Here is a 23,077-nt window from a genome sequence, read left to right on the forward strand (position 1 = left end):
CCCCCCACCGACACCTTGATTGCCTAACGACTATTTGAAGGAGACATACCATGTCCAGCATTCGTGTACGTGCTCAGCTCGCCGGCGACACCACCACCGTGCGTGCCCTGATGAGCCACCCCATGGAGACCGGCCAGCGCAAGAACAAGGCCGGTGAGCCCATCCCCGCCCACTACATCAAGGAAGTGGTCGCCGAGGTCAAGGGCAAGAACGTGCTGACCGCCTACTGGGGTCCGGCCATCTCCCGCAACCCCTACCTGTCGTTCCAGTTCACCGGCGCCGCCGCCGGCGACACCCTCAAGATCTCCTGGGTCGACAACAAGGGCGAGACCGATTCCACCGAAGTCCAGGTGGGCTAAGTCTCAAAGCCTAAAGGCCGGGTCCCGAAAGGGACCCGGCTTTTTTGTGCCTGCTGGAACATACCGAACCCCATGCTCTCGCAGAGGCGCTGGGAAATCCAAAGCGTCAGGACTACTCCCCGCGTCTCCGCGTCCCGGCGAGAGAATCATGTTTCATCGTATCGGGTTATCATCCAACACCATGGATTCACCACGCCGCCTCGAAACCCTCCAGATCGACACCGGTCCCGAGCCCCGCACCGCCATCCTCTGGCTGCACGGCCTGGGTGCCGACGGCCATGACTTCGAACCCCTGGTCCCCGTGCTGCGCATCCCGCAGGCCACGCCGGTGCGCTTCGTGTTTCCCCATGCCCCGGTGCGGCCCGTGACCGTCAACGGTGGCATGACCATGCGCGCCTGGTATGACCTGCTGAGCCTCTCGCCGCTCAGGGAATCCGGGCCGGACCTGCGTGAATCCGTGTCCGCCATCGAGGCCCTGGGTCGACAGTTGCGCGCGAGCTGCCCCCGGCTGCTGCTGGGCGGCTTTTCCCAGGGGGGCGCCGTGGCCCTGGCCACGGCCCTGTGCACCGAGCTGCGGCCGGAGGGGGTGTTCGCCCTCTCCGCTTACCTGCCGAACCTCACCCATGCCGGCCTCGAGCCCCTGGCCGGTCCGCGCACCTGCGCCATCTTCCAGGCCCACGGCCACGCGGACCCCATCATCCCCCTGACCGCAGCCAGGGCGGCGACCCGGGCCCTCGATGACCTGGGACTTTCGGTGGAATCCCACGAGTACCCCATGGCGCACCAGGTCTGCGAGGCGGAGATCTCCGATCTGCGCGCCTGGTTTCTTGCGCGCCTCTCCGACTGATCCCTTTCTTCCGGCCAGAAAAACACCGGTTTCGGCCCCGAATGCCCGTTATCCCTGACGGGCGGTGTTGGCGATTTCAGGTCTTCAGGGCATAGTGAGTCGGTAGGACGATAGAAAATATAAAAAGTACGCCTGATCAGGGACGTATCGAGAATATGAGCGTGTTTTCCCTGCCTTTGACGCAGGGAAACCCGGTTTCTGACCGGGCAAACACCCTTCTGGAGGAGACACCGGGGTGAAGGACAATCAGGTGCCATTCGCCGAAAGACCGCAGTCGCCGGTCTTCACGGCCCGTTCCCACAGCACCATCCTGGTCGGTTTCGGCATCGTGCTGTGCCTCATGGCGATCATGATCGTATTGGGTCTCAGCCGCATGGCCCACGTGCAGGACCGGCTGGAACGCATCGTCCACGAGCACAACGTCAAGACCGAGCTGCTGGGCAACATGCGCAATGCCGCCCGGGAACGCTCCGTGACCCTCCTGCGCCTGGCCATCACCACGGACCCCTTCGATCTGGATGCGGGCATCATGGACTTCCGCCAGGAGGCCTCGGAATTCATGGTCAACCGCGGCCGCCTGACCCAGATGAGCCTGAGTGCACGGGAAGAGGCCCTGCTGGAGGATTCCCGAGGCCTGACCAGCCGCGCAGTCCTGGCCCAGGAGACGGTGCTCGAGCACATCCTGAATGGCGAGGCCGAGCACGCCAATCGGGTCCTGCTGGAACAGGCCATCCCCTTGCAGGGTGCCGTGCTCACTAACCTCGACGCCCTGCTGGCGCTGCAGCGGGAAGCGGGCGAAGCCATGGTCGAGGAGGCTGCCGCGCGCTACCGCTCCGCCGTGATCCTCATGAGCCTGCTGGGACTGGCGGCGCTGCTCCTGGGCGCACTGGTAGGCCGAACGGTGGGCCTGCGCACGGCCAGGGTGGAAGCCGATCTCTATCGGGAGAAGGAACGGGCCCAGGTGACCCTGCACGCCATCGGCGACGCGGTGATCACCACCGACACCCAGGGCCTGGTGGATTACCTGAACCCGGTGGCCGAACACCTCACCGGCTGGCGCAATCACCTGGCCCGTGGCCGTTCCCTGGCGGAGGTGTTTCGCACCTTCCACGAGGGCAGCGGCGAACCCGTCCCCCATCCGCTCATCCATGCGGTTCCCGATGCCACCGCCTCCAGCCTGCACCAGGGCGTGGTGCTGGTTTCCCGCGATGGCCGTGAGTTTGCGGTCGAAGAGGTCTCCGCACCCATTCGCGACCGCGACGGCCATGTGATCGGCGCGGCCCTGGTGTTCCGGGATGTCACCCAGGCCCGGGAAATGGCGCGCAAGCTCTCCTGGGCCGCCACCCATGACAGCCTCACGGGCCTGGTCAACCGCGCCGAATTCGAGCGCCGCCTGGACCTCATGGTCACCACCGCCCGCCAGGAAGGGCGCGGCCATGCGGTGCTGTTCATGGACCTGGATCAGTTCAAGCTGGTCAACGACACCTGCGGCCACGCCGCAGGCGACGAGCTGCTGCGCCAGCTCACCCGCCGCCTCCAGGGGCAGCTGCGGGACAACGATACCCTGGCACGCCTGGGCGGAGACGAGTTCGGCGTGCTGCTCGAGGGCTGCCCCATGGAGCGGGCCGGGCAGATCGCGGAGACCCTGCGCGCCACGGTCGCCGAGTTCCGCTTCCAGTGGCAGGAGAAGATCTACACCGTGGGGGTGTGCATCGGCGTGGCGCCCATCGATGAGCATATCAAGAGCGTGGCCAGCCTGATGAGCGACGCGGATGCCGCCTGCTACCTGGCCAAGGAACAGGGCCGCAACCGCATCCACATCATCCAGCACGGCGACCAGGCCCTGAGCCGGCGCCAGGGAGAGATGAACTGGGCCCAGCGCATCAACGAGGCCCTGGAGCGGGATCGCTTCTGCCTGTATCACCAGCACATCGTGCCGGTGTCCGGGAACGAGCCGCCCCACACGGAGGTGCTGGTGCGCATGCTGGATGAGGACGGCGCCATCATCGCGCCCATGGCCTTCATCCCCGCGGCGGAACGCTACGGCCTGATGCCGGCCATCGATCGCTGGGTCATCGCGCGGGTCCTGAACCACCTGCGCATCCCGGGTCCGCGCCCGCACGGGCTCTACGCCATCAATCTCTCGGGGCAGTCCCTGTGCGACAACCAGATGCTGGACTACATCCTCGACATGCTGGCGCGCACCGGCGTGGAACCCGCCCGGGTCTGCTTCGAGATCACCGAGACCACCGCCATCGCCAACCTGACTCAGGCCGAGCGTTTCATGTCGGCACTGAGAAACCTGGGCTGCCGCTTCGCCCTGGACGACTTCGGCGCCGGCATGTCCTCCTTCGGCTACCTGAAACAGCTCAAGGTGGACTTTCTCAAGATCGACGGCAGCTTCGTGCGCGACATGAACGAGGACCCCATCAACCGGGCCATGGTGGAAAGCATCAACCACATCGGCCATATCATGGGCATCCAGACCATCGCGGAATGCGTGGCCCACGAGGCGGTGATGGACCACCTCAAGGCCATCGGCGTGAACTACGGCCAGGGCTTCGGCCTGCACATGCCCGCGCCCCTGGAACCTGCGGCCCTGCCCGGGCACGCCGACAATGTCATTCCCCTGAACACAAAAAAGGCCGGGGCCTGACAAGACCCCGGCCGTCCTCACCGCACCCTTCAGCCCTTTAACGGCATCAGCTTCGCCCGGGCGGCGCGGATGCGCGCGCGCACCTGCGCCGGCGCCGTGCCGCCGTGCACGTTGCGGGCGGCCACGGAGCCTTCCAGGGTCAACACCTCGAACACGTCCTGCTCGATGGTCTTGGAGAACTTGCGCAGCTCATCCAGGCTCATCTCGGCGAGATCTTTTCCGGTCTCCACACCGTGGCGCACGGCGCGGCCCACCACCTCATGGGCGTCGCGAAACGGCATGCCGCGACGCACCAGGTAGTCGGCCAGGTCCGTGGCGGTGGCAAAACCTCGGCTGGCGGCGGCGCGCATGACCTCGGGCCGCACCTGGATGTGGGGCACCATGTCGGCGAAGGCGCGCAGGCTGCCGGCCAGGGTGTCCACGGTGTCGAACAGGGGTTCCTTGTCTTCCTGATTGTCCTTGTTGTAGGCCAGCGGCTGGCCCTTCATCAGGGTGAGCAGGGCGATCAGGTTGCCGTTGGCCCGACCGGTCTTGCCGCGCACCAGCTCGGGCACGTCCGGGTTTTTCTTCTGGGGCATGATGGAGGAGCCGGTGCAGAAGCGGTCCGGCAGGTCCACGAAGCCGAACTGGGCGCTGGCCCAGAGGATCAGTTCCTCGGAGAAGCGCGACAGGTGGGTCATGATCAGCGCGCCGGCGGCGCAGAACTCGATGGCGAAATCCCGGTCGCTGACCGCATCCAGGGAGTTGTCGGTCACGGCATCGAAACCCAGCAGCTCGGCAGTGTAGTGGCGGTCAAGCGGGTAGGGGGTGCCGGCCAGGGCGGCGGCGCCCAGGGGCAGCACGTTGACCCGCTTGCGGCAGTCGGCCAGGCGACCGTGGTCGCGCTCCAGCATCTCGAACCAGGCCATCATGTGATGTCCGAAGGTGACAGGCTGGGCGGTCTGAAGATGCGTGAAGCCGGGCATGATGGTCTCCGCCTCGCGCTCGGCGAGATCCACCAGCCCAACCTGCAGGCGACGGATCTCCTGCATCAGGCCGTCGATGGCCTCACGCAGGTAGAGGCGGATGTCGGTGGCCACCTGGTCGTTGCGTGAACGTCCGGTGTGCAGCTTCTTGCCCACGTCGCCGATGCGCTCGATGAGCCGCGCCTCCACGTTCATGTGCACGTCTTCCAGTTCCACGGACCAGGCGAAGTCGCCGCGCTCGATGTCCGCCAGGATGGCATCCAGCCCGTCGTGGATCTTGTCGCATTCCTCCTCGGTCAGCACACCCACCCGCGCGAGCATGCGCGCATGGGCCTTGGAGCCCTGGATGTCGTGACGGTAGAGGCGCTGGTCGAAGCTCACGGAGGCGGTGAAGGCCTCGACGAAGGCATCGGTGGGCTCGGAAAAGCGACCGCCCCAGAGCTTGTCGCCGGAGTGCTGGGTACTCATGGATGATCCTCGCTGGTCTGAACCCAACATTATACCCAGTCCCTTGGACTCTCGCGCCGGCAAGAACACCGACACTTCCCAAGCGTCCCCGCGCGCTTCACACTAGCCGATGGGGAGGATACCGAATGACCGAGGAAAAGCAGTCGGCCCAGGGGACAGGCAACGGTGCGGACGCGGGTGCGTTCCTGCCCAACTTCTGCTCCAGTCACACCCTGTTCCTGGTGGTGCTCATCGCCCAGCTGCTGGCCTTCATCCTGGCGCTGGCGCGAGGGCCCGCGCCGGAGGGTTTCTGGGTGGCGCTCGCGTTCACCTCGCTGTTCGTGCAGTGGGTGGCGCTTGGTACCGTGCTGGTGCTGTGCTTGGCCCGTCGTAGTCTGATCCCCCTGCCGCCCCTGCAAGCCGCCGGCGCCGCCTGGCTGATCGTGCTGGTGGTGACGGTGATCTTCTCCCTGCTGGCGCTGTGGACCGGCGGCTCCCTGGGTCTGACGCCCCACATGCCGGTCTCCGACCACCTGGGTTTCCTGGGTCGCACGGTCTCCATCAGCGCCATCGTCAGCGCCGTGGCCCTGCGCTATCTGTACGTGCAGCACCAGTGGAAGCAGAACGTGGAGGCCGAGGCGCGCTCCCGTATCCAGGCCCTGCAGGCGCGTATTCGTCCCCACTTCCTGTTCAACAGCATGAACACCATCGCGAGCCTTACCCGCTCGCGCCCCGAGGCGGCCGAGATGGCCGTGGAGGACCTGGCCGACCTGTTCCGCGCCACCCTGACCGACAAGGACACCCTGACCCTGGGCGAGGAACTGGAGCTGGCGCGCCGCTACATACGCATCGAGGCCCTGCGCCTGGGCGATCGCCTGAACGTCCACTGGCAGCTGGACGAAGCCCTGCCCATGGACTATCCCATGCCGGGATTGGTGCTACAGCCGCTGGTGGAGAATGCCATCTACCACGGCGTCGAGCCCCTCACCGAGGGCGGCGAGATTACCATCGGCTTGAGTCTTTCCGACAAGAACCTGAAGATTGAGGTGGTCAACCCGCTGGCGCCGCCCCGCAACCGGCGCAAACCGGGCAACCGCATCGCCCAGGACAACATCCGCCAGCGCCTGGATCTGGCCTTCCGCGGCCAGGCACTGATGGAAGTGAACGAAGAGGCCGACCGTTACCGGGTCATCCTGGTCCTGCCAAGGAGGAATGTTGATGAAAGTACTGGTCGTCGATGACGAGGCCCCGGCCAGGGAGCGCCTGGTCTCCCTGCTGGAATCCCTCAGCCAATACGAGGTCTGCGGCACCGCCGCCAACGGCGTGCAGGCCGTTCGCCTGGCCCAGGAGACCCAGCCGGACATCGTGCTCATGGACATCCGCATGCCCGGCATGGACGGCCTCGAGGCGGCGCGCCACATCTCCCAGATGGACACGCCGCCCGCCGTCATCTTCGTCACCGCCTACGAGGAACACGCCATCGAGGCCTTCGAGACCCACGCCGTGGGCTACCTGCTCAAGCCCGTGCGCGGCGAGCGGCTCAAGGCGGCCCTTGAGGCGGCCAGCCGGCCCAACAAGGCGCAGATGGGTGCGCTGGGCGGAACCGTGGGTCAATCCAGTCGCAGCCACATCTGCGCCCGGGTGCGCGGCAACCTGGAGCTGATCCCGGTGGAGGACATCCACTTTTTCCAGGCGGACCAGAAATACGTCACCGTACGCCACACGGGCGGCGAGGTGCTCATCGAGGAACCGCTCAAATCACTGGAAGAGGAGTTCGCCGACAACTTCCTGCGCATCCACCGCAACGCCCTGGTGGCAAAGCACAGCTTCGGCGGCATGGAGAAGAACGCGCAGGGGTGTTTCGAGGTGGTGCTCAAGGGCACCGGAGAGCGCCTGGAGGTGAGCCGCCGTCACGTGGCCGAGGTGCGCAAGTTCCTCAAGTCCCTGTAGTCGGCAGACCCCGGGCCTAAGCGCGGCGGTATGACTGGCTGCGGCGTTCGCGGCGGGGTCGCCGCTACTACGCGGGGCAACCCCGTTGCTGGGCGGCAGCGCGTGTCCGGTAGGAGCGGCGACCCCGCCGCGAACTGGCAGGCCCGGATGGGCGCAGACTCAGGCTCGGGTCTGCTACGGGGTGGTGCCGTCGGATCTGCACAAGCACCTGAATGGGCCGACCATCGCCGGCCATGGAATCACGTTTACTGGGCTGCGGCCAGTTCCCCATGGCCGCGCTCGGCCATGGCCTGTTCGGCCTCATCGATGGCCCGGTCCAGGTAGCCGCCGTAGAAATCCACGGTCTTCAGACCCACCACCGGGCGGGACAGCAGTTCGCCCTCGGGGCTCAGCACCACCACCGTGGGGGCCAGGCGGGCGCCGTAGCGGGCGGCCAGTTCATGGGTGCGGATCTCCTGACCGTCGAAATCGATCACCGTTCTGCGGTCCATGGACAGCTTGCGGATCAGCACCCGGTCTTCGTAGGCGCCACTGCGGATCATGGGCTTGAGGAATTCCTCCTCCGCCACCCGGCAGTAGGGGCAGGCGTGCAGGGCGAACTCCACCAGGATCGGCAGGCCATGGGCCGCCTCCTCGCGCAGGTCGGTGATCTCGCGCAGCAGTTCGCCCTCGGCGTCCCGGCTGCCCGACTGGGCCCAGGTCACCACGCCCAGCAGGGCGGCCAAGACGATCAGTGCGCGGAACAGGTTCTTCATCAGTCAATCCCGTGGTCAGGCATAAATGGATATAATCGCCTATTTGCCTCGTAGGACGCCATGGGGCAGCCTTAAGTTCAATCCGCTCTTCAACCTGGACGCCCACATTCATGCCCCTGGACACCCTTCGCATCGCCACCCGCAAGAGCCCGCTGGCCGTCTGGCAAGCGGAACACGTCGCCGCCCTGGTGAAGGCCCACCATCCCGGAGTGCGGGTCGAGCTGGTGGGCATGACCACCCAGGGTGACCGCATCCTGGACACCCCGCTCGCGAAGGTGGGCGGCAAGGGCCTGTTCGTGAAGGAGCTGGAGAACGGCCTGCTGGAGGGTCGCGCCGATATCGCCGTGCACTCCATGAAGGACGTGCCCATGGAACTGCCCGATGGCCTGTGCCTGCCGGTGATCCTGGACCGGGAGGACCCCCGGGACGCGTTCGTCTCCAACACCTACCAGAGCCTGGACGAGCTGCCCCGGGACGCCCGGGTAGGCACCTCCAGCCTGCGCCGCCAGTGCCAGCTGCGCCACGACCATCCCCATTTCCAGATCCTCGACCTGCGCGGCAACGTCAACACCCGCCTGGCGAAGCTCGACGCCGGCGAGTTCGACGCCATCATCCTGGCCGCCGCGGGTCTCAAGCGCCTGGGTTTCGAGGCGCGCATCGCCTCGGAGATCACCCCGGAGCAGAGCCTGCCCGCCATCGGCCAGGGGGCCATCGGCATCGAGTGCCGGGAGAACGACCCGGATGTCATGGCCCTGATCGGCAATCTGGACGACCCGGACACCCACGTGCGCGTGGCCGCCGAGCGGGCCATGAACGCACGCCTCAACGGCGGCTGCCAGGTGCCCATCGCCGGCTACGCGGAACTCACCGACGCCGACACCCTGCGCCTGCGTGGCCTGGTGGGTGAGCCGGACGGCAGCCTGATCCTGCGCGCCGAGCTGTCCGGCCCCCGCGCCGAGGCCGAGGCCCTGGGCCGGGCCGTGGCGGATCTCCTGCTCCACGAGGGCGCCGGCCCGATCCTGGCCGAACTGGGCCTGGGCCCGGACGCGGACCGGTCATGAGCCAGCCGCAGCAGCAAGCCGTCATCGGACCGCTCAAGGGTGCCGGCGTGCTGGTGACCCGCCCGGCCCACCAGGCCGAGGCCTTCTGCCGCATGATCGAGCAGGCCGGAGGCGTGCCCCTGCGCTTCCCGGTGCTGGAGATCCTGGAGCCCCGGGACAGCGGCCGGCTGGACGCCCTGATCGACCGGCTGGACGCGTTCGACATCGCCATCTTCATCAGCCCCAACGCCGTGTCCATGGCCGTGAACCGCATCCATGCCCGGCGCCCCTGGCCGGAGCATCTGCGCATTGGCGCCGTGGGCCAGAAATCCGCCCAGGAACTGGCCCGGGCCGGCCATCCGGCCCACATCTGTCCGCCCCGGCGCTTCGACAGCGAGGCCCTGCTGGAAGAACCCGAATTGCAGGACGTGGCCGGCAAGCGCATTGTGATCTTTCGCGGCGACGGCGGACGCGAACTGCTGGGGGATACGCTAAAAGAACGGGGAGCAGTGGTGGAATATGCCGAGGCCTACCGGCGCGGCCGCCCCGATGCGGACACGGGCAAACTCATGATCCACTGGTCCCGGGGCGAACTGCACCTGGTGACCAGCACCAGCAGCGAGGGCCTGCGCAACCTGTTCGACATGGTGGGCAAGCTGGGCCGCATGTGGCTGCGCAAGACGCCCCTGCTGGTGGGCGCGCCGCGCATGGTGGAGACGGCACGGGAACTGGGCTTCAAAGGCGACCCCTGGGTGGCCGAGGACCCCAGCGATGAATCGATGATGCAGGCAGTGTTGCAATGGGCAAAGGCCCGGGAGCCGCAGCATGAGCAATGACAAGGACAAGGACAAGGACAAGGGCGCAGGCGCCGAGGACAAGGCCGAGGCCGCCGTCACCGGCAGCGAGTCCGCCACGACCGAATCCTCCAGCGCCAAGCCTGGCGCGTCCCCCGCCGCCGAATCCAGGCCCGGCCGCAAGGGCGGCGCCAGGAAGGGCGAACCCAAGCCCGAGCGCACCGCCTCCGCTGTAGCCGGCGGCAAGGAAGAACCCACGGTGAGCAAGTCCACCCCCACGCCGGCGAAACCCGCCGACACACCGGCCCGCGCCGCTTCCCCCGCCCGCGGCCAGTTCGCCGCCCTGCTGATCGCCAGCCTGGCCTTCCTGCTGTCCCTGGGCGTGGGCGCCGCCCTGTTCTACCTCTGGCAACAGGGCGAAGACGTGCGCACGGACCAGGCCCGCCAGCTGGAACGGCTCTCCGCCGAGCTGCAGGCCCGGGATGAGCGCCTGGGCCGGCTCGATGCGGGGCTGGGGCGCGAGACCGCCAGCCGCGAGGAATTGTCCGCGCGCATCGACACCCGCCTCGGCACGGTGGAGCAGGGCCTGACCCGGCTGCAGGATCGCACCACCCGCCAGGAGCGGGGCTGGCAGCTCATGGAGGTCAAGCACCTGCAGCGCATGGCCGCCCATCGCCTGCGCCTGATGGACGACCCGGACGGCGCCCTGCGCGCCCTGGCGGCCGCCGACGAGATCCTGGCCGAGCTGGGCGATCCGCGCCTGCTGCCGGTGCGCGAGGCCATCGCCGCCGAGGTCCAGGCCCTGGAGGACATGGCCCGCCCGGACATCCCCGGCATTGCGCTGCGCCTGGAGCGCCTGGCCTCGGAGCTTCGCCCGATCCCGCTCAAGGGTCAGGTCCCTCAGGACGTCGGCCTGGGCGCCGAGGACCGGGGCCTGATCGCCGGCGAAGGCGCCGACGCGGAGGCCCCCTGGTGGGTGCAGGCCTACAGCGAGATCCGCGCCGCCCTGTCCGAGCACATCTCCATCCGACGCCATGCGGAGCCCATCCGCGGCCTGCCCGATGCCGAGGTGGAACTGTTCCTGCGCCAGCTCCTGACCCTGCGCCTGGAGGCCGCGCGCATCGCCGTGCTGCGTCGCGACGACGCCGAATTCCAGCGCCATCTGGACGGGGCCACCGCCCTGCTGGACGAGCATTTCGACGCCGCGGCAGGGGCCGGCCTGCGGGAGCGCCTGCAGGCCCTCAAAGGGGTGACCCTGCGCCCCGAGCCGCCGGACATCAGCGGCTCCTTCACCCTGCTGGACGAGCTGGAAGGATAAGCCCCCATGCTGCGCCTGCTGTTCCTCCTGCTCATCGCCCTGCTGGTCACCGCCGGGGTGACCCACTTCTTCCTCACCGAGCCGGGCTACGCCCTGCTGGCCTACGGCAACCTGAGCGTGGAGACCTCCCTGGCGGTCTTCCTGGTGGCGCTGGTGCTGCTGTTCTTCGGCCTGTACCTGCTGCTGCGCCTGCTCACCCGTCTCTGGGGCCTGCCCGGCGGGGTGCGTGATATGCGCCGACGCCATCAGGCCGAGGCCGCCCGGCGCGGTCTCAACCAGGGCCTCATCGAGATGGCCGAGGGCCGCTGGGAACGGGCCGAGAAGCTCCTGGTGCGCTCCGCGCGCCGTTCCCAGACCCCGCTGATCCACTGGCTGAGCGCCGCCCGCGCCGCCCAGATGCTGGGCGCCTACACCCGCCGGGATCACTACCTGGCCGAGGCCAGCCGCTGCGAGTCCGGCTCCGACGTGGCTGTGGAGCTGACCCAGGCGGAGCTGCAGATCGCCCACGGCCAGCATGAACAGGCCCTGGCCACCCTCAACCACCTGAACGAGCTGGTGCCCCGGCACCGCTACCTGCTCAAGCTGCGCGCCCGGCTGCACGAACGACTCAACGACTGTGCCGCCCTGTTCGAGCTGCTGCCGGAACTGCGCCGCGCCAAGGTCCTCCCGGAGACGGACCTGGCGGACATGGAAAACCGCGCCACCCGGGAACTGCTCGCCAAGGCCGCCGATGCCGACGCCGTGCGCCGCCTCTGGGAGCGGCTGCCTCGGGATGCCCGCCACCGTCCGCGGCTGGTGGAGGCCCATGCCCGGGCCCTGATCCGCCTCAAGGAGATCAACCAGGCCGAGCACCTGCTGCGCAGCGCGCTCAAGTCCGGCTGGGACGAGGGCCTGGTGCATCTCTACGGCACCCTGCCGGTGGAAGACCCTGCCCGGGCCCTGGAGACCGCCGAGGGCTGGTCGAAGCAGCACGGCCGGGACGCCGCCCTGCTGCTGACCCTGGGCCGCCTGGCCCGACGGGCGAAGCTCTGGGGCAAGGCCCGGGCCTACCTGGAGGCCAGCACCGGCCTGCGCCCGCTTCCTGAGACCTACCGGGAACTGGCGGAACTGCTGGAAGAGATGGGCGAGAACGAGCGTGCCCAGGCCTGCTATCGGGATGGCCTGCGCCTGGCCGAATAAAGGCAGTGGCAAGTCTCAAGTGGCAAGGTAGACCGTTAAGGCTTTCCCTTGCCACTTGAGACTAGCCACTAGCCACTTCCTTTCTCCCCGTACTCGAAGGAATCGAAATACAGCTGCTCCTCCGGCAGGCCGGCGGCGGCGAACGCGGCCCGGGCGGCCTGGATCATGGGCGGCGGGCCGCTCATGTAGACGTCGAAGCCGGCGAGGTCCGGATACTGGCGCAGCAGGGCCTCGTGCACGAAGCCGGTCTCGCCCGTCCAGGCATCCTCGGCCTGGGGCTCGGAGAGCACCGGGGTGTAGCGGAAATTATCGTGGGCCTCGGCCCACTGCCGGGGCAGGGCATCCATGTACAGATCCCGCTTCGCGCGCACACCCCAGAACAGGTGCAGGGGGCGCGCCACGCCGATCTCGAAGGCGTGTTCCAGGATGGCCTTGAGCGGGCCGAAACCGGTGCCGCCGCCCATCAGCAGGACAGGGCGCTCGGACTCTTCCCTCAGGAAGAAGCTGCCCAGGGGGCCCTCGATACGCATCAGGGCCTTTTCCTTCATCTCGCCGAACACCTGGTCGGTGAACACGCCGCCGGGCACGTGGCGCACGTGCAGCACCAGGAACTCGTCCCGGTGCGGGGCGTTGGCCAGGGAGAAGCTGCGCCGGCGGCCGTCCTTGAGCAGCACGTCGATGTACTGTCCCGCCAGGAACTGCAGGCGCTCGGTGGCCGGCAGCTTGAGCTGCATCTCCATCACGTCGTGGTTCAGCCGGTTGAGCTTCACCACCCGGCAGGGCAGGGTCTTGATGACGATGTCCCGGGCCGCGCCGATCTCGCGCACCTCGATCTCCAGGTCACTCATGGCGATGGCCTGGCAGAACAGGGCCTTGCCCTCGGCCTCGTCCTTCTCGCTGAGCGCCGGCGGGCGCTTCGGGCCGTGGTCCACCTCGCCGGACAGCACCCTGCCCAGGCAGGAACCGCAGGCCCCGTTGCGGCAGCCGTAGGGCAGGGCGAAGCCCTGGCGCAGGGCCGCCTCCAGGATGGTCTCGTCGTCCTCGGCCTCGAACACGTGACCGCTGGGCCGGATGGTGATCTCAAAGCTCATGGGGGGGTTCCTTGATGCGCCCGGCCGGGCGGCCGGGGAGTGTAGAATCAAAGCCCGCTATTCTCGCCCATCTGCGCAAGGGGAAAAACCTTGGAACCTGTAGTGATCATCGGCTGTGGCGACGTGGGCCTGCGCGCCGCCCGGCAACTCATGGCCCGCGGCCGCGAGGTCCTGGCAGTGGTGCGCAGCACCGAGCGCGCCGAGCGCGCCGAGCGCCTGGCGGCCGAGGGTATCCCCGTGCACCGTGCCGACCTGGACATCCCGGAACAGGCGGCCGACATCCCCCTGGCAGGCAGGCCGGTGATCTACCTGGCCCAGCCCCCGGAGCCGGGCATCAGCGATCCGCGCATGGGCGGCTTCCTCGCCACCTGCGCGGCGCAGCCCCCGGCGCGTATCGTCTACGTGAGCACCACGGGCGTGTACGGCGACCAGCGGGGCGCCGAGGTCACCGAGGAGACCCCCACGCAACCCCAGACCGACCGGGCCCGCCGGCGCATGGATGCCGAGAACCAGCTACGCGCCTTCATGGCCGCGCACGGCACGCCGGTGGTGATCCTGCGGGTGCCGGGCATCTACGGCCCCGGCCGCCTGCCCCTGGAGCGCATCCGCAACCGCACCCCGGTGGTCTGCCCCGACGAGGCGCCGCCCGGCAACCGCATCCACGCCGAGGACCTGGCCAGCCTGTGCATCGCCGCCCTGGAGCGGGGCGAACCCGGCGACGTGTTCAACGTGGGCGACGGCCAGCACGCCTCCATGACCGACTTCATCTACACCGTGGCCGACCTGGCGGGCCTTGAACGCCCCCCCTGCGTGCCGCTCTCCGAAGCGGACAAACACATCTCCCCGGCCATGATGTCCTTTATCCGCGAATCCAGAATCATCAAGGCGGAAAAGGGCCTCCAGGCCCTGGGCGTCCAGTTGCGCTACCCCGACATCGAATCCGGCATCCGGGATGCCCTGCGGGAGGAGCCTGACCTGTAGGTCGGCCTTCAGGCCGACAACGGCGGTCTCCATACGCATCGGTCGTCGGGCTGAAGCCCGACCCACGCCGCTGCTTTTTCTTGCCTCTAGCAACTTGCCTCTTGTCTCTGCCCACAAAAAAGCCCCGCCCCTCCTTTGAGGGGCGGGGCTTTTTTGTGCGGCTTACATGCGCTCTTCGGCCATCTGCTGGACCCGCTGCATCATGGCCGGGTCGGACTGCAGGGCCATGGCCACCTGGTTGTACTCCTCCACGTTCAGGCCCTTGTCCTCCACGGCGCTGATCATTTCCTCCTGGGCCTCCTGCTGCATGGCCTGGGCCTCGGCCTCGTCCTCCACGCCCTGCAGGCGCTCTGAGAAGTCCTGGCGGATCTCCTGCACGGCCACGAAGGCGTCCACGAAGCGGTCCAGGGTCTGGGGGTCGATCTGCGCACCCTGCTGCTCCATGCCGGCCGGCGGCTGGGCGCCGTAGCTCGGGTCACCCTGCTGGGGCTGGCCCTGGGCATGGGCGGCGGCGGAGAAACCGAAGGCGGCGGCGAGGGCAATGGCGAGGGGAAGCTTGCGGAATGTCTTGGGCATGGATCCTCCGGATCGTTGCTGTGAATGTTCACCGTATACGTTGCAGACACCATGCCAGCCCTTTCCCGAGCCACGGCATCCCGTACAACTTCATGTTTATCAATGCTTTCTCGCCCGGGTCTCTGGCGGGCAGCTTGGCCCGAAAGCCGTGTCATCCTGACACATGGGTCAGCCCGGACCGTGTCAGCCCTCCCCCAGGCGCCGGTACAGGGTGCGCCGTCCGATACCCAGCAGCCTGGCCGCCTGCCGCTTGTTGCCGCCCACCCGCTCCAGCACGTGGCGGATGTAGCGCTCCTCCACCTGGGCCAGGGTGGGCAGGGACTCCGCATCCCCCCACAGGGCCTCAGACCCCGCTGAACGCGCGGCATCTTCAAGCACGCGCTCGGGCAGGTCTGCCTCGGTGATCTCCTCGCCCCGGCAGAAGGTGACCGCCCGCTCCAGGATGCTCGCCAGTTCGCGCACGTTGCCCGGGTAGGGGTAGCGGCGCAGGGCGCGCAGGGCCTCGGGGGTGATGCCGCGGATGGCCCGGCCCTGGGCGGCGGCGGCCCGGCGCAGGAAGGCCAGGGCCAGGCGCTCCACGTCCTCGCCCCGCGCCCGCAGGGGCGGGACCGCGAGATGGAAGGTCTCCAGGCGATAGAACAGATCCTCGCGGAAATCGCCGTCCCGGATCAGGGACGCCAGGTCCCGGTGGGTGGCGGCCAGGATGCGCACGTCCGCGGGCTGCTCCCGATTGCTGCCCACCGGGCGCACCCGCCCGTCCTGGAGCAGGCGCAGCAGCTTGGCCTGCATGGTCACGGGCATCTCGCCGATCTCGTCCAGCAGCAGGCTGCCGCCATGCGCCTCGGCGAACAGGCCCTTGCGGGCACCGGTGGCGCCGCTGAAGGCGCCAGCCACATGGCCGAACAGCTCCGACTCCAGCAACTCCATGGGGATGCCGGCGCAGTTGATGGCCACGAAGGGTCCCTCGGCGCGCTCGCTTTCGGCGTGCACCGCCCGGGCCACCAGCTCCTTGCCGGTGCCGGACTCGCCGGTGATCAGCACCGGCCCCGGGGCCCGGGCGATGCGCCGGATGGCCTCGAACAGTTCCAGCATGGGCGGGCTCGATCCGATCAGGCCGTGGAAATCGCCGCCGTTCAGCAGCGCCCGGTAACGGGATACCTCCGCCTGCAGGGCACGGTGGCGCAACACCCGCCCCACCGCCAGCACCAGGTGCTCCAGGTCCACGGGCTTGGTGAGGAAGTCGTCCGCACCTTCCCGCAGGGCCTGCACCGCCTGGGGGATGGTGCCGAAGGCGGTGATGATGATGAAACCCGGGGCGGCGGCCATGCGCCGGCAGCGGGCCAGCAGCTCCAGGCCGCTCGCCCCGGGCAGGCGCAGGTCGCTCAGCACCAGGTCGAAGCTGTCCGCATCCAGCTGCGCCAGGGCGGCCTCTGCATCGGCCACGGCGGTGACCTGGTGACCGGCGTCCGTCAGCTCGTCGCGCAGCAGGCCGCGGTGGCCGGTGTCATCCTCCACCACAAGGATGCGTGCCTTCGCCTCAGTCATGGTCGGCCTCCCGGGGCAGGCTGAGGGTGAAGCGGGCGCCGCCCAGGGGGCTTCGGTCCACGACAAGCATGCCGCCGTGCTCACTCACCGCCCCGAGGGCCACGGACAGGCCCAGGCCCGTGCCCTCGCCCACCGCCTTGGTGGTGAAAAAGGGCTCGAACAGCCGCGCACGCACCGACGGTTCGATGCCCGGTCCGTCGTCTTCCACCACCACCCGGGCCTGCCGGTCATCATGGGACCAGGCCACGCGCACCCGGGAACGGGCCGCCTGAACGGCATTGCGCAGCAGGTTGCCCAGGGCCTGCTCCAGGCGAGGCCGGTCCAGGGGCAGGGGCGGCATCTCGCCGCCGTCCTGCACCTCCACCGCCACCCGGCCGCCCCCCTGGGTCACACGTCGCGCCTCGGCGCGCACCAGCGCCGGCAGGGATTCCGGGCGCCGATGCAGGGGATTGCGCCGACCGAAGTCCATCAGCTGGCGCACGATGCCACCCATGCGTGCCACCTCGGCGCGAATCTCGCCCAGGTCGGCCTTGAGGGGGTCGTCGTCCGTCAGCCGGCGCAGGCCGCGTTGCGCCTTGCCATCGATCACCCCCAGGGGTGAGCCCAGCTCGTGGGCCACGCCGGCGGCCAGCTGGCCGATGGCGGCGAGCTTCTCCGATTCCCGCAGCCGCGCCTCCAGGGCCCGTTGTTCGTCCTGCTGCCGGGCCAGGGCCGCCTCGGAACGCTCGGTGCTGTCCAGCATGGCGTTCATGGCCTTGGCGAGACCGCGCAGTTCCTGGGGCCCGGCGGGCGTGACCCGGCAGCGCCGCTCACCGGCGGTCACCCGGGCCATGGCCTTGACCATCTGGTCCACGTGCCGGCCCACGGCGCGCTGGTGGCCCAGCACGACCACACCCAGGAACAGCAGGGTGAGCCCCGCCAGCAGGGCCAGGGCCTGGCCGCGCAACTGTGCCAGGTCCTCCCGGAAGTCCGCCCCGTGGCGGGTCACCTGGAGCAGGCCGTTGATGCGCCCGCCGGCATCGGTGAGCGGCAGGAAGAAGGAATACACCGGGCCGCCGGGCTGTTCCTGGTAGAGCCCCTGGCTGCCGCCGATGGTCAGGTCCCGGGCCTGCTGGCGGATGGCCATGGAGGGGCTGCGCGGACCGCTGGCGGCCACCAGCTCCCCGGCGGCGTCGTAGACATAGGCGCCGTAGACCTGGTCGATGCGAAAGGCGGAATCCAGGGACTGCTGCACGCTGCCCCGCCTATCCCGTTCCAGGGCATGGCTCAGGGGCAGCTGGATGGCCCGGGCCACCAGCTCGATGTCCTGCTGCATGCGCGCCTCCAGGCGCGCCTCCACGGCGCGCAGTCCGGAGGCGCCCACCAGCAACATCACCCCCAGCAGGGGCAGTAGCACGAAGGCGAGCAGGGCGGTGCGAAGACTGACGGGAGAAACGGAAGGCAGACCCATGAGAAGCGGTCCCCTGGAATGCATGGGTGTGCCATTTTAGCACACTGGCATTTTGGGCTTCGAAAGGGGCCTCTGTTGAAAGGCCTCAACGCAAAGGCGCAAAGACGCAAAAAAGATCTTCTGATTAAAAGCTTTGCGTTCTTTGCGTCTTCGCGCCTTTGCGTTGAATGCTTTTTGACCGGACGCCGCTCACCCCGCCACCGGGATCAGCCACAGCAGCAGGGCATAACGGGCCGCCTTGCCGATGGCGATGGCCAGGGCGCTGAGCCAGAAGTTCACCCGCAGCCAGCCGGCGGCCAGGCACAGGGGGTCACCGATGACCGGCAGCCAGGACAGCAGCAACACCGGCCAGCCGAAGCGGCGCACCCGCTCGAGGGCCTTTTCCTGCTCCGCCCTGACCAGCCGCCGGGCCGGGTAGCGGGTGGCGATCCACCGGCCCAGCCACCAGTTGGTCAGGCCGCCCAGAGTGTTGCCCAGGGTCGCCACCCACAGCAGGTTCCAGGGATCGAAGCCGCTCAGGCGCGAGGCGGCCAGCACCCCTTCCGAGGAACCCGGCAGCAGGGTGCTGGAGACGAAGGCGCTGGCGAACAGCACCCACAGGGCGTTGTCCTCGTTCCACCAGTGCTCGGGTCGCCACCAGTCGCCCACCGGGCCGTGCGCCTCAGAACCGCCCGCCGTCCAGCATCAGCAGGGTGCAGTCGTGCACCCAGGCGATGCCTGCCCCGTCCAGGGCGTCTTCCAGCTCGGCGGACTCGGTGCCCGGGTTGAGGATCACCCGCTGTGGCGCCAGGGCCAGGATGGCGTTGATCTCCTGCGCGCTTCTGGCCGGTCCCAGGTACAGGGCCAGCGTGTGCACCGGCTCGTCCACCTCGTCGAGCCGCTGGCGCACCGGCCAGCCGCCGATCTCCCCGGGACGCGGACCCACCGGGATGACCCGGTGGCCATGGCGGGTCAGCGCCAGGATGGCCTTGTGGGCGAAGCGTTCCGGCTTGGGGCTCGCCCCCAGCACCAGCACGGTTCGGGACTCGTTGCCCATGGAAACTCCTGGTTCAGAAGGGCCAGTCGGCCCGGTCGGGGCGGCGCCAGACGATGTCCACCGCCTGCCAGTCACCACCGCGGGTCTCGCGCAGGGTGAAGTCGAAGCGGTGCAGGTCGGCGCGCAGCAGGCCGATGTCCTGTTCCGGGAAGGGCCGCCCGGCCATGGCCACGTACACGGTCACCGTGGCCAGGCCCGGTTCGGGGAAACCGATCTCGCCCACCCGGGTGAACAGGTGCACCGACTGGTGACGCAGGAACAGCACCCGCAGGACGTTCACCAGGTCGCCCTTCTCCCGGCCCTGGGCATCCCGGTAATCGTCAGCGATCAGATTGCGCAGGGCGGAGAGATCCCGGGCCTCGGCGGCCTCCCGGGCCTCACTGACCAGGGCACGGATGCGCTCCTCCGGCGGCGGCAACTCCCGGCCGCAGCCGGAGAGGACCAGGGCCAGCAGCAACAACAGGGGCAGAAGCGTGCGTCGGGGATGCATGGCGGGGAATTGTACGGGATCAGGCGGGGCAGTGACGGTTCACGGCGTATTCACTTCGCTCGCCATCCAGCCAGGCGAGGATCTCCCCGGCCACGGCCTCCCGGTCCGGGCCGTGCAGCAGCAAGTACGGCCAGTGGTCGCGGATACGCAGGTCCACCTCGCCGGTGGCGTGACGCCGCACCAGGTGACAGATGGCCTCCTGGCGGATGGTGCGGTCCGGCTTGCCGTAGAGCACTAGCATGGGCACCCGCACCCGGTCCGCACGCCGGGAGGCGGTCTCCGCCAGCCACACCAGTCCCACATAGGTATCGGTACGGATGCGACGCAGCACCTTCGGATCGTCCCGGAAACGGGCCACCGCCTCCGGTGCCAGCACGCCGTCGTAGTCCTGGCGGATGGGCACCGTGAGTCCCGGCGCGAGTCGCTCGGACAGCCACAGCGCCCCGTCCCAGAAGGGCTTGGCGGGGATCCCCTCGCGCACCCCGGGGGCGGCGAGGATCAACCCCGCCACCGCCGGCGCCTGCCCATCGCCCATCAGCGCCAGGGCCACGGATCCGCCCATGCTCTCGCCCATCAGGTACACGGGCAGGCCCGGTTGTTCACGGTTGATCACCGCGACGAGATCGCGCACGTCATCGAGCATGGCCTGCTCGCCGGCCCAGTAACCCCGGTGCGGTGCCTCGCCGAAACCCCGCTGGTCCATGGCCACGAGATCTATGCCGCGCGAAGCGAACCAGGGCCCCAGCTGATCGTAGGCGCCGCGGTAGTCCCGGAAGCTGTGCAGGGCGACGATCACCGCCCGGGGCGTCTCGGCCACGAAGCGGCTCACCGGCAGCCGCGCACCGTCCCGGGCGATCAGCGCACCGTCCTCGATCACCGGCGTCTTCACCGCCTCACCCGGCGCCACCCGCACCGGCACGCAGGCGGCGAGCATGACCAGGACCCCCGCCAGCAGGCCCGCTTTCCATCCTTGCCACTTGAGACTTGCCACTTGAGACTGCTTTCACAGACCCAGCTTGCCCAGCCGCGCCGGCTCCAGGATCTCGATCCAGTAACCGTCCGGGTCGGTGACGAAGGCCACGTCCTTGAGGGCGCCGTCCTCGGGGCGCTTCACGAATTTCACCTGGTTCTGGTCCAGCCATTTCACGGCGGCATCCAGGTCCGGCACGGCGAAGCAGATGTGGCCGAAACCCTGGGGCTCGGCGTTGCCGTCGTGGTAATGGAAGTCCGGGTCGTTCTCGGTGCCGTAGTTGTGGGTCAGCTCCAGGATGCCCCGCTGGGAGAAGGTCCAGCGGGTACGCTCGCCCACCTCCTCGGGCACGGTCTCGCCCTCGTCCAGGGCGGCGAGGAAGTATAGGGAGAAATCCAGTTCCGGAAAGTCCAGCTTGCGCAGCAGTCGCATGCCGAACACCCGGCTGTAGAAGGCCAGTGAGCGCTCGGGATCCTTCACCCGCAACATGCTGTGGTTGAGGCGAAAGCCGCGGGTCTCGGGGGCGGGGGTTTCGGTCATGCCGGGCTGATGTTCGGTCTTAAAGCTCATGGATGGCATCCTCATCTATCGTGTGTCCGTTGTTTCACTGACCCCGAATAGGGCAGCGGGTTTCATGGGCTCATGGCATACTTTCGCACCGCCAACCCTGTGGAGCCTAATCCATGTTCAAGACCAACCAGTATTTCGACGGCAAGGTGATGTCCATCGCCTTCCAGACCGAGAGCCTGCCCGCCACCGTGGGCGTGATGGCCCCGGGCGAGTATGAATTCGGCACCGCCGAACGGGAGACCATGACCGTGGTGAGCGGCGCGCTGACCGTGAAGCTGCCTGGCCATGATGACTGGATTACCTTTGCCCAGGGCGACAGTTTCCAGGTGCAGGCCAAGGAGAAGTTCCAGCTCAAGGTGGCGGTGGACACCGCCTACCTGTGCCTCTACGGCTGACCATCTGTTCCCTGTAGGAGGCCCGACCCAGGGCCGAATGGTGGCGCATGCAGAAAACAAGCGAACCGCGAAGGACGCCAAGGTATGCGCGAAGGTCGCCAAGCGTCTGACATTGAAAGATCGTCCTCGTGCCCTTGGCGCATGCCTTCGCGTCCTTCGCGGTTCGCTATTGTGTCTTGAGTCATTCGGCCCGGGGTCGGGCCTCCTACAGGCAGGCTTTCATTGCACGACTTCCTAACCATGCCTGTGCCCTGTCGCCTCGGCACACTGTATTTGTGCAGAGCGCATGTTCGTCGTGATGTTTCCAGTCCGCCGCTTCCGTCCCTCTTGCACGCAGTCGTGATGCTCGATGAGTTCACCGAAGAATCCCGTTTCGATCCTTTTTTCCACACCGATGCGCGCTGTGGGCCGCGCTGATCATGCATTCTGTTGCGTGAGTTTTTAGCGGTTTTCCTCAACGTGTTATAGACTCCTGTTGACCACGCCCTCACCGGCGTTGAAAAAACATCCAAATTCACACGTCTGGAGTCCTACATGGCCGTCAAAAAGAAAGCCCGCAAGAAGCCCCAGAGGAACGTCGCCCCCGGTACCGTTTTCGGCCGCGCCATCGAACGCGCCGGTAAGGACGTCGAACGCGCCGAGGCGAAGATCGCTTCCGCCAACAGCAAGCATGCGAAGTTGGCCGAGCGCGTCGAGAAGGCCAAGGCCCGCGTCGCCGCCACCAGCGGCAAGGCCAAGGAAGCCGCCCGCAATGCTCTGGCGAAGGCCAATGATGAAGTGCGCAAGGCCAAGGAAGCCGTCAAGGGCGCGATCGCCGAGCACAAGCAGCTCAGCAACTGGATGTCGCAGCTCATGGCTCGCGCCACGCGCCTGGAGAAGGCCGCCGAGCGCGAACTGGGCAAGATGGAAACCGCCCTGGCGAAGAAGCTGCGCGCCGCTGCACGGCCCAAGCGTCGCCGCGTGAAGAAGAAGACCCCGACCCAGAGCGCGGGCTGACAGGGAAGGGGTAGAGTCCCTGACCCTACCCTGTCCCCGAAGATAGATCACAGGGGGTGAACTACAGCGGTTCGTTCACCCCCTGTGCGTTTTAACGGCCAGTCCGGACTGGCTATTCTCCCCGGGCGCGTCGCACGCTGATGCTCTCGCCGCCCACGCCCCAGTTGTCCGTGTCCACCTCCTCGATCACCACCACGGTGGTCTTGGGGTTCTTGCCCAGCACATCCACCAGCAACTGCGTCGCGCCCTGGATCAGGGCCTGTTTCTGTTCACGGGTGGCACCCTCGCGGGTGATCTTGATGTTCACGTAGGGCATGGGCTGAAAACCTCCTGGGTTTAACTACTTCGATTCCCACATGACGTACTGGCGGGACGCGGCGGCGGCCTCCAAGAGCTCGATCAGCGGCAGGGCGCGATGTTGAAGCGGCACGGGAATCTCGTCCTCATCCTGCTCGGCCTCTTCTTCACCACGTGTGTCCCGGTGTGCGGAAAGTTCGCCGCGTTCCAGCGCGGCACGCAGGCTCTGCAGCGCCGCTGGCACATCCTGCGCATCCAGGGCACCGGGCACGCTGCCGCTGTGGCCCATGATACGGATGAACTCCTGGGCCACATCACCGAAGAAGGTAAGGTCGCCGTGGGCTGGGGTCTTGAAGGTGATCAGCATGGC

At 68.0% G+C, this 23,077-nt stretch carries 25 protein-coding genes; 12 read left to right on the top strand and 13 right to left on the bottom strand.

Annotation, left to right across the window (positions count from 1 at the left end):
• Positions 1-50 precede the first annotated feature (50 nt).
• From soxZ to D580_RS0105360, 3 genes are all read left to right on the top strand, one after another.
• Entirely contained in the window at positions 51-359 is a 309-nt protein-coding gene (soxZ, locus tag D580_RS0105350) for a thiosulfate oxidation carrier complex protein SoxZ (protein ID WP_018953399.1), read from the top strand.
• A gap of 148 nt (positions 360-507) precedes the next feature.
• The gene (locus tag D580_RS0105355; RefSeq protein WP_231363500.1) at positions 508-1,206 is read left to right on the top strand and encodes an alpha/beta hydrolase; all 699 of its coding nucleotides are present in this window, start codon (positions 508-510) and stop codon (positions 1,204-1,206) included.
• Between the two features lie 235 nt (positions 1,207-1,441).
• Positions 1,442-3,862, top strand: a complete 2,421-nt coding sequence (locus D580_RS0105360; RefSeq protein WP_018953401.1) for an EAL domain-containing protein — start codon at positions 1,442-1,444, stop codon at positions 3,860-3,862.
• A gap of 29 nt (positions 3,863-3,891) precedes the next feature.
• Here D580_RS0105360 and argH read toward each other — a convergent pair whose 3' ends face one another.
• Positions 3,892-5,295 (bottom strand): argininosuccinate lyase, encoded by a 1,404-nt coding sequence (gene argH, locus D580_RS0105365; protein WP_018953402.1) that lies wholly within the window; start codon positions 5,293-5,295, stop codon positions 3,892-3,894.
• A 125-nt stretch (positions 5,296-5,420) separates the two neighbouring features.
• Here argH and D580_RS0105370 point away from each other — a divergent pair, with 125 nt between their 5' ends.
• Complete coding sequence (locus tag D580_RS0105370; RefSeq protein WP_018953403.1) at positions 5,421-6,515, top strand: sensor histidine kinase; 1,095 nt, start codon at positions 5,421-5,423, stop codon at positions 6,513-6,515.
• Positions 6,493-7,224, top strand: a complete 732-nt coding sequence (locus D580_RS0105375) for a LytR/AlgR family response regulator transcription factor (RefSeq protein WP_018953404.1) — start codon at positions 6,493-6,495, stop codon at positions 7,222-7,224. Before D580_RS0105370 ends, D580_RS0105375 begins: the two co-directional genes overlap by 23 nt.
• Positions 7,225-7,469: 245 nt before the next feature.
• Here D580_RS0105375 and D580_RS0105380 read toward each other — a convergent pair whose 3' ends face one another.
• Complete coding sequence (locus D580_RS0105380; protein ID WP_018953405.1) at positions 7,470-7,979, bottom strand: thioredoxin family protein; 510 nt, start codon at positions 7,977-7,979, stop codon at positions 7,470-7,472.
• A 110-nt stretch (positions 7,980-8,089) separates the two neighbouring features.
• Here D580_RS0105380 and hemC point away from each other — a divergent pair, with 110 nt between their 5' ends.
• From hemC to D580_RS0105400, 4 genes are read left to right on the top strand one after another with little or no spacing between them, the layout of a single operon-like run.
• Complete coding sequence (gene hemC / locus D580_RS0105385) at positions 8,090-9,040, top strand: hydroxymethylbilane synthase (protein ID WP_018953406.1); 951 nt, start codon at positions 8,090-8,092, stop codon at positions 9,038-9,040.
• Positions 9,037-9,855 (top strand): uroporphyrinogen-III synthase, encoded by an 819-nt coding sequence (locus D580_RS0105390; RefSeq protein ID WP_018953407.1) that lies wholly within the window; start codon positions 9,037-9,039, stop codon positions 9,853-9,855. Before hemC ends, D580_RS0105390 begins: the two co-directional genes overlap by 4 nt.
• Positions 9,845-11,131: a uroporphyrinogen-III C-methyltransferase gene (locus D580_RS0105395; protein ID WP_018953408.1), complete on the top strand. Its 1,287-nt coding sequence runs from the start codon at positions 9,845-9,847 to the stop codon at positions 11,129-11,131. The genes D580_RS0105390 and D580_RS0105395 overlap by 11 nt, the downstream gene beginning before the upstream one ends.
• A gap of 6 nt (positions 11,132-11,137) precedes the next feature.
• On the top strand, positions 11,138-12,310 hold the full coding sequence (locus D580_RS0105400; RefSeq protein WP_018953409.1) for a heme biosynthesis HemY N-terminal domain-containing protein: 1,173 nt from the start codon (positions 11,138-11,140) through the stop codon (positions 12,308-12,310).
• 68 nt (positions 12,311-12,378) lie between these two features.
• Here D580_RS0105400 and D580_RS0105405 read toward each other — a convergent pair whose 3' ends face one another.
• The gene (locus D580_RS0105405) at positions 12,379-13,401 is read right to left on the bottom strand and encodes a CDP-6-deoxy-delta-3,4-glucoseen reductase (RefSeq protein ID WP_018953410.1); all 1,023 of its coding nucleotides are present in this window, start codon (positions 13,399-13,401) and stop codon (positions 12,379-12,381) included.
• A 90-nt stretch (positions 13,402-13,491) separates the two neighbouring features.
• On the opposite strand from D580_RS0105405, the gene D580_RS0105410 reads away from it, so the two are divergent.
• Positions 13,492-14,382 (top strand): SDR family oxidoreductase, encoded by an 891-nt coding sequence (locus D580_RS0105410; protein WP_026289733.1) that lies wholly within the window; start codon positions 13,492-13,494, stop codon positions 14,380-14,382.
• Between the two features lie 162 nt (positions 14,383-14,544).
• On the opposite strand, the gene D580_RS0105415 is transcribed toward D580_RS0105410, so the two are convergent.
• The 8 genes from D580_RS0105415 to gloA all read right to left on the bottom strand — a co-directional run bounded on the left by D580_RS0105415 (position 14,545) and on the right by gloA (position 21,019).
• Positions 14,545-14,958, bottom strand: a complete 414-nt coding sequence (locus D580_RS0105415) for a DUF4168 domain-containing protein (protein WP_018953412.1) — start codon at positions 14,956-14,958, stop codon at positions 14,545-14,547.
• Positions 14,959-15,141: 183 nt separating this feature from the next.
• Positions 15,142-16,503: a sigma-54-dependent transcriptional regulator gene (locus tag D580_RS0105420; protein WP_018953413.1), complete on the bottom strand. Its 1,362-nt coding sequence runs from the start codon at positions 16,501-16,503 to the stop codon at positions 15,142-15,144.
• Positions 16,496-17,953 (bottom strand): sensor histidine kinase, encoded by a 1,458-nt coding sequence (locus D580_RS0105425; RefSeq protein WP_018953414.1) that lies wholly within the window; start codon positions 17,951-17,953, stop codon positions 16,496-16,498. The genes D580_RS0105420 and D580_RS0105425 overlap by 8 nt, the downstream gene beginning before the upstream one ends.
• Positions 17,954-18,142: 189 nt before the next feature.
• Positions 18,143-18,601, bottom strand: coding sequence for a YqaA family protein (locus D580_RS0105430; RefSeq protein WP_018953415.1), 459 nt, complete (start codon positions 18,599-18,601; stop codon positions 18,143-18,145).
• 13 nt (positions 18,602-18,614) lie between these two features.
• Complete coding sequence (locus tag D580_RS0105435) at positions 18,615-18,989, bottom strand: CoA-binding protein (RefSeq protein WP_018953416.1); 375 nt, start codon at positions 18,987-18,989, stop codon at positions 18,615-18,617.
• A 13-nt stretch (positions 18,990-19,002) separates the two neighbouring features.
• A complete protein-coding gene (locus tag D580_RS0105440) occupies positions 19,003-19,479 on the bottom strand; it encodes a hypothetical protein (RefSeq protein ID WP_018953417.1) in 477 nt (158 codons plus the stop codon).
• A 19-nt stretch (positions 19,480-19,498) separates the two neighbouring features.
• Positions 19,499-20,470, bottom strand: a complete 972-nt coding sequence (locus D580_RS0105445) for an alpha/beta fold hydrolase (RefSeq protein WP_026289734.1) — start codon at positions 20,468-20,470, stop codon at positions 19,499-19,501.
• Between the two features lie 12 nt (positions 20,471-20,482).
• Positions 20,483-21,019, bottom strand: a complete 537-nt coding sequence (gene gloA / locus D580_RS0105450) for a lactoylglutathione lyase (protein WP_018953419.1) — start codon at positions 21,017-21,019, stop codon at positions 20,483-20,485.
• A gap of 113 nt (positions 21,020-21,132) precedes the next feature.
• Between gloA and D580_RS0105455 the strand changes: the two genes are divergently transcribed.
• On the top strand, positions 21,133-21,414 hold the full coding sequence (locus D580_RS0105455) for a pyrimidine/purine nucleoside phosphorylase (RefSeq protein ID WP_018953420.1): 282 nt from the start codon (positions 21,133-21,135) through the stop codon (positions 21,412-21,414).
• A 534-nt stretch (positions 21,415-21,948) separates the two neighbouring features.
• Positions 21,949-22,410 carry a hypothetical protein gene (locus tag D580_RS0105460; protein WP_018953421.1) on the top strand — a complete coding sequence of 154 codons (462 nt, stop codon included), beginning with the start codon at positions 21,949-21,951 and terminating at the stop codon, positions 22,408-22,410.
• Positions 22,411-22,522: 112 nt separating this feature from the next.
• On the opposite strand, the gene D580_RS0105465 is transcribed toward D580_RS0105460, so the two are convergent.
• Positions 22,523-22,726: a tautomerase family protein gene (locus tag D580_RS0105465; RefSeq protein ID WP_018953422.1), complete on the bottom strand. Its 204-nt coding sequence runs from the start codon at positions 22,724-22,726 to the stop codon at positions 22,523-22,525.
• A gap of 24 nt (positions 22,727-22,750) precedes the next feature.
• Positions 22,751-23,074, bottom strand: a complete 324-nt coding sequence (locus tag D580_RS0105470; protein WP_018953423.1) for a DUF1840 domain-containing protein — start codon at positions 23,072-23,074, stop codon at positions 22,751-22,753.
• Positions 23,075-23,077: the final 3 nt, after the last annotated feature.

Source organism: Thioalkalivibrio sulfidiphilus (genome assembly GCF_000377945.1).
Lineage (GTDB): Bacteria > Pseudomonadota > Gammaproteobacteria > Ectothiorhodospirales > Ectothiorhodospiraceae > Thioalkalivibrio_A > Thioalkalivibrio_A sulfidiphilus_A.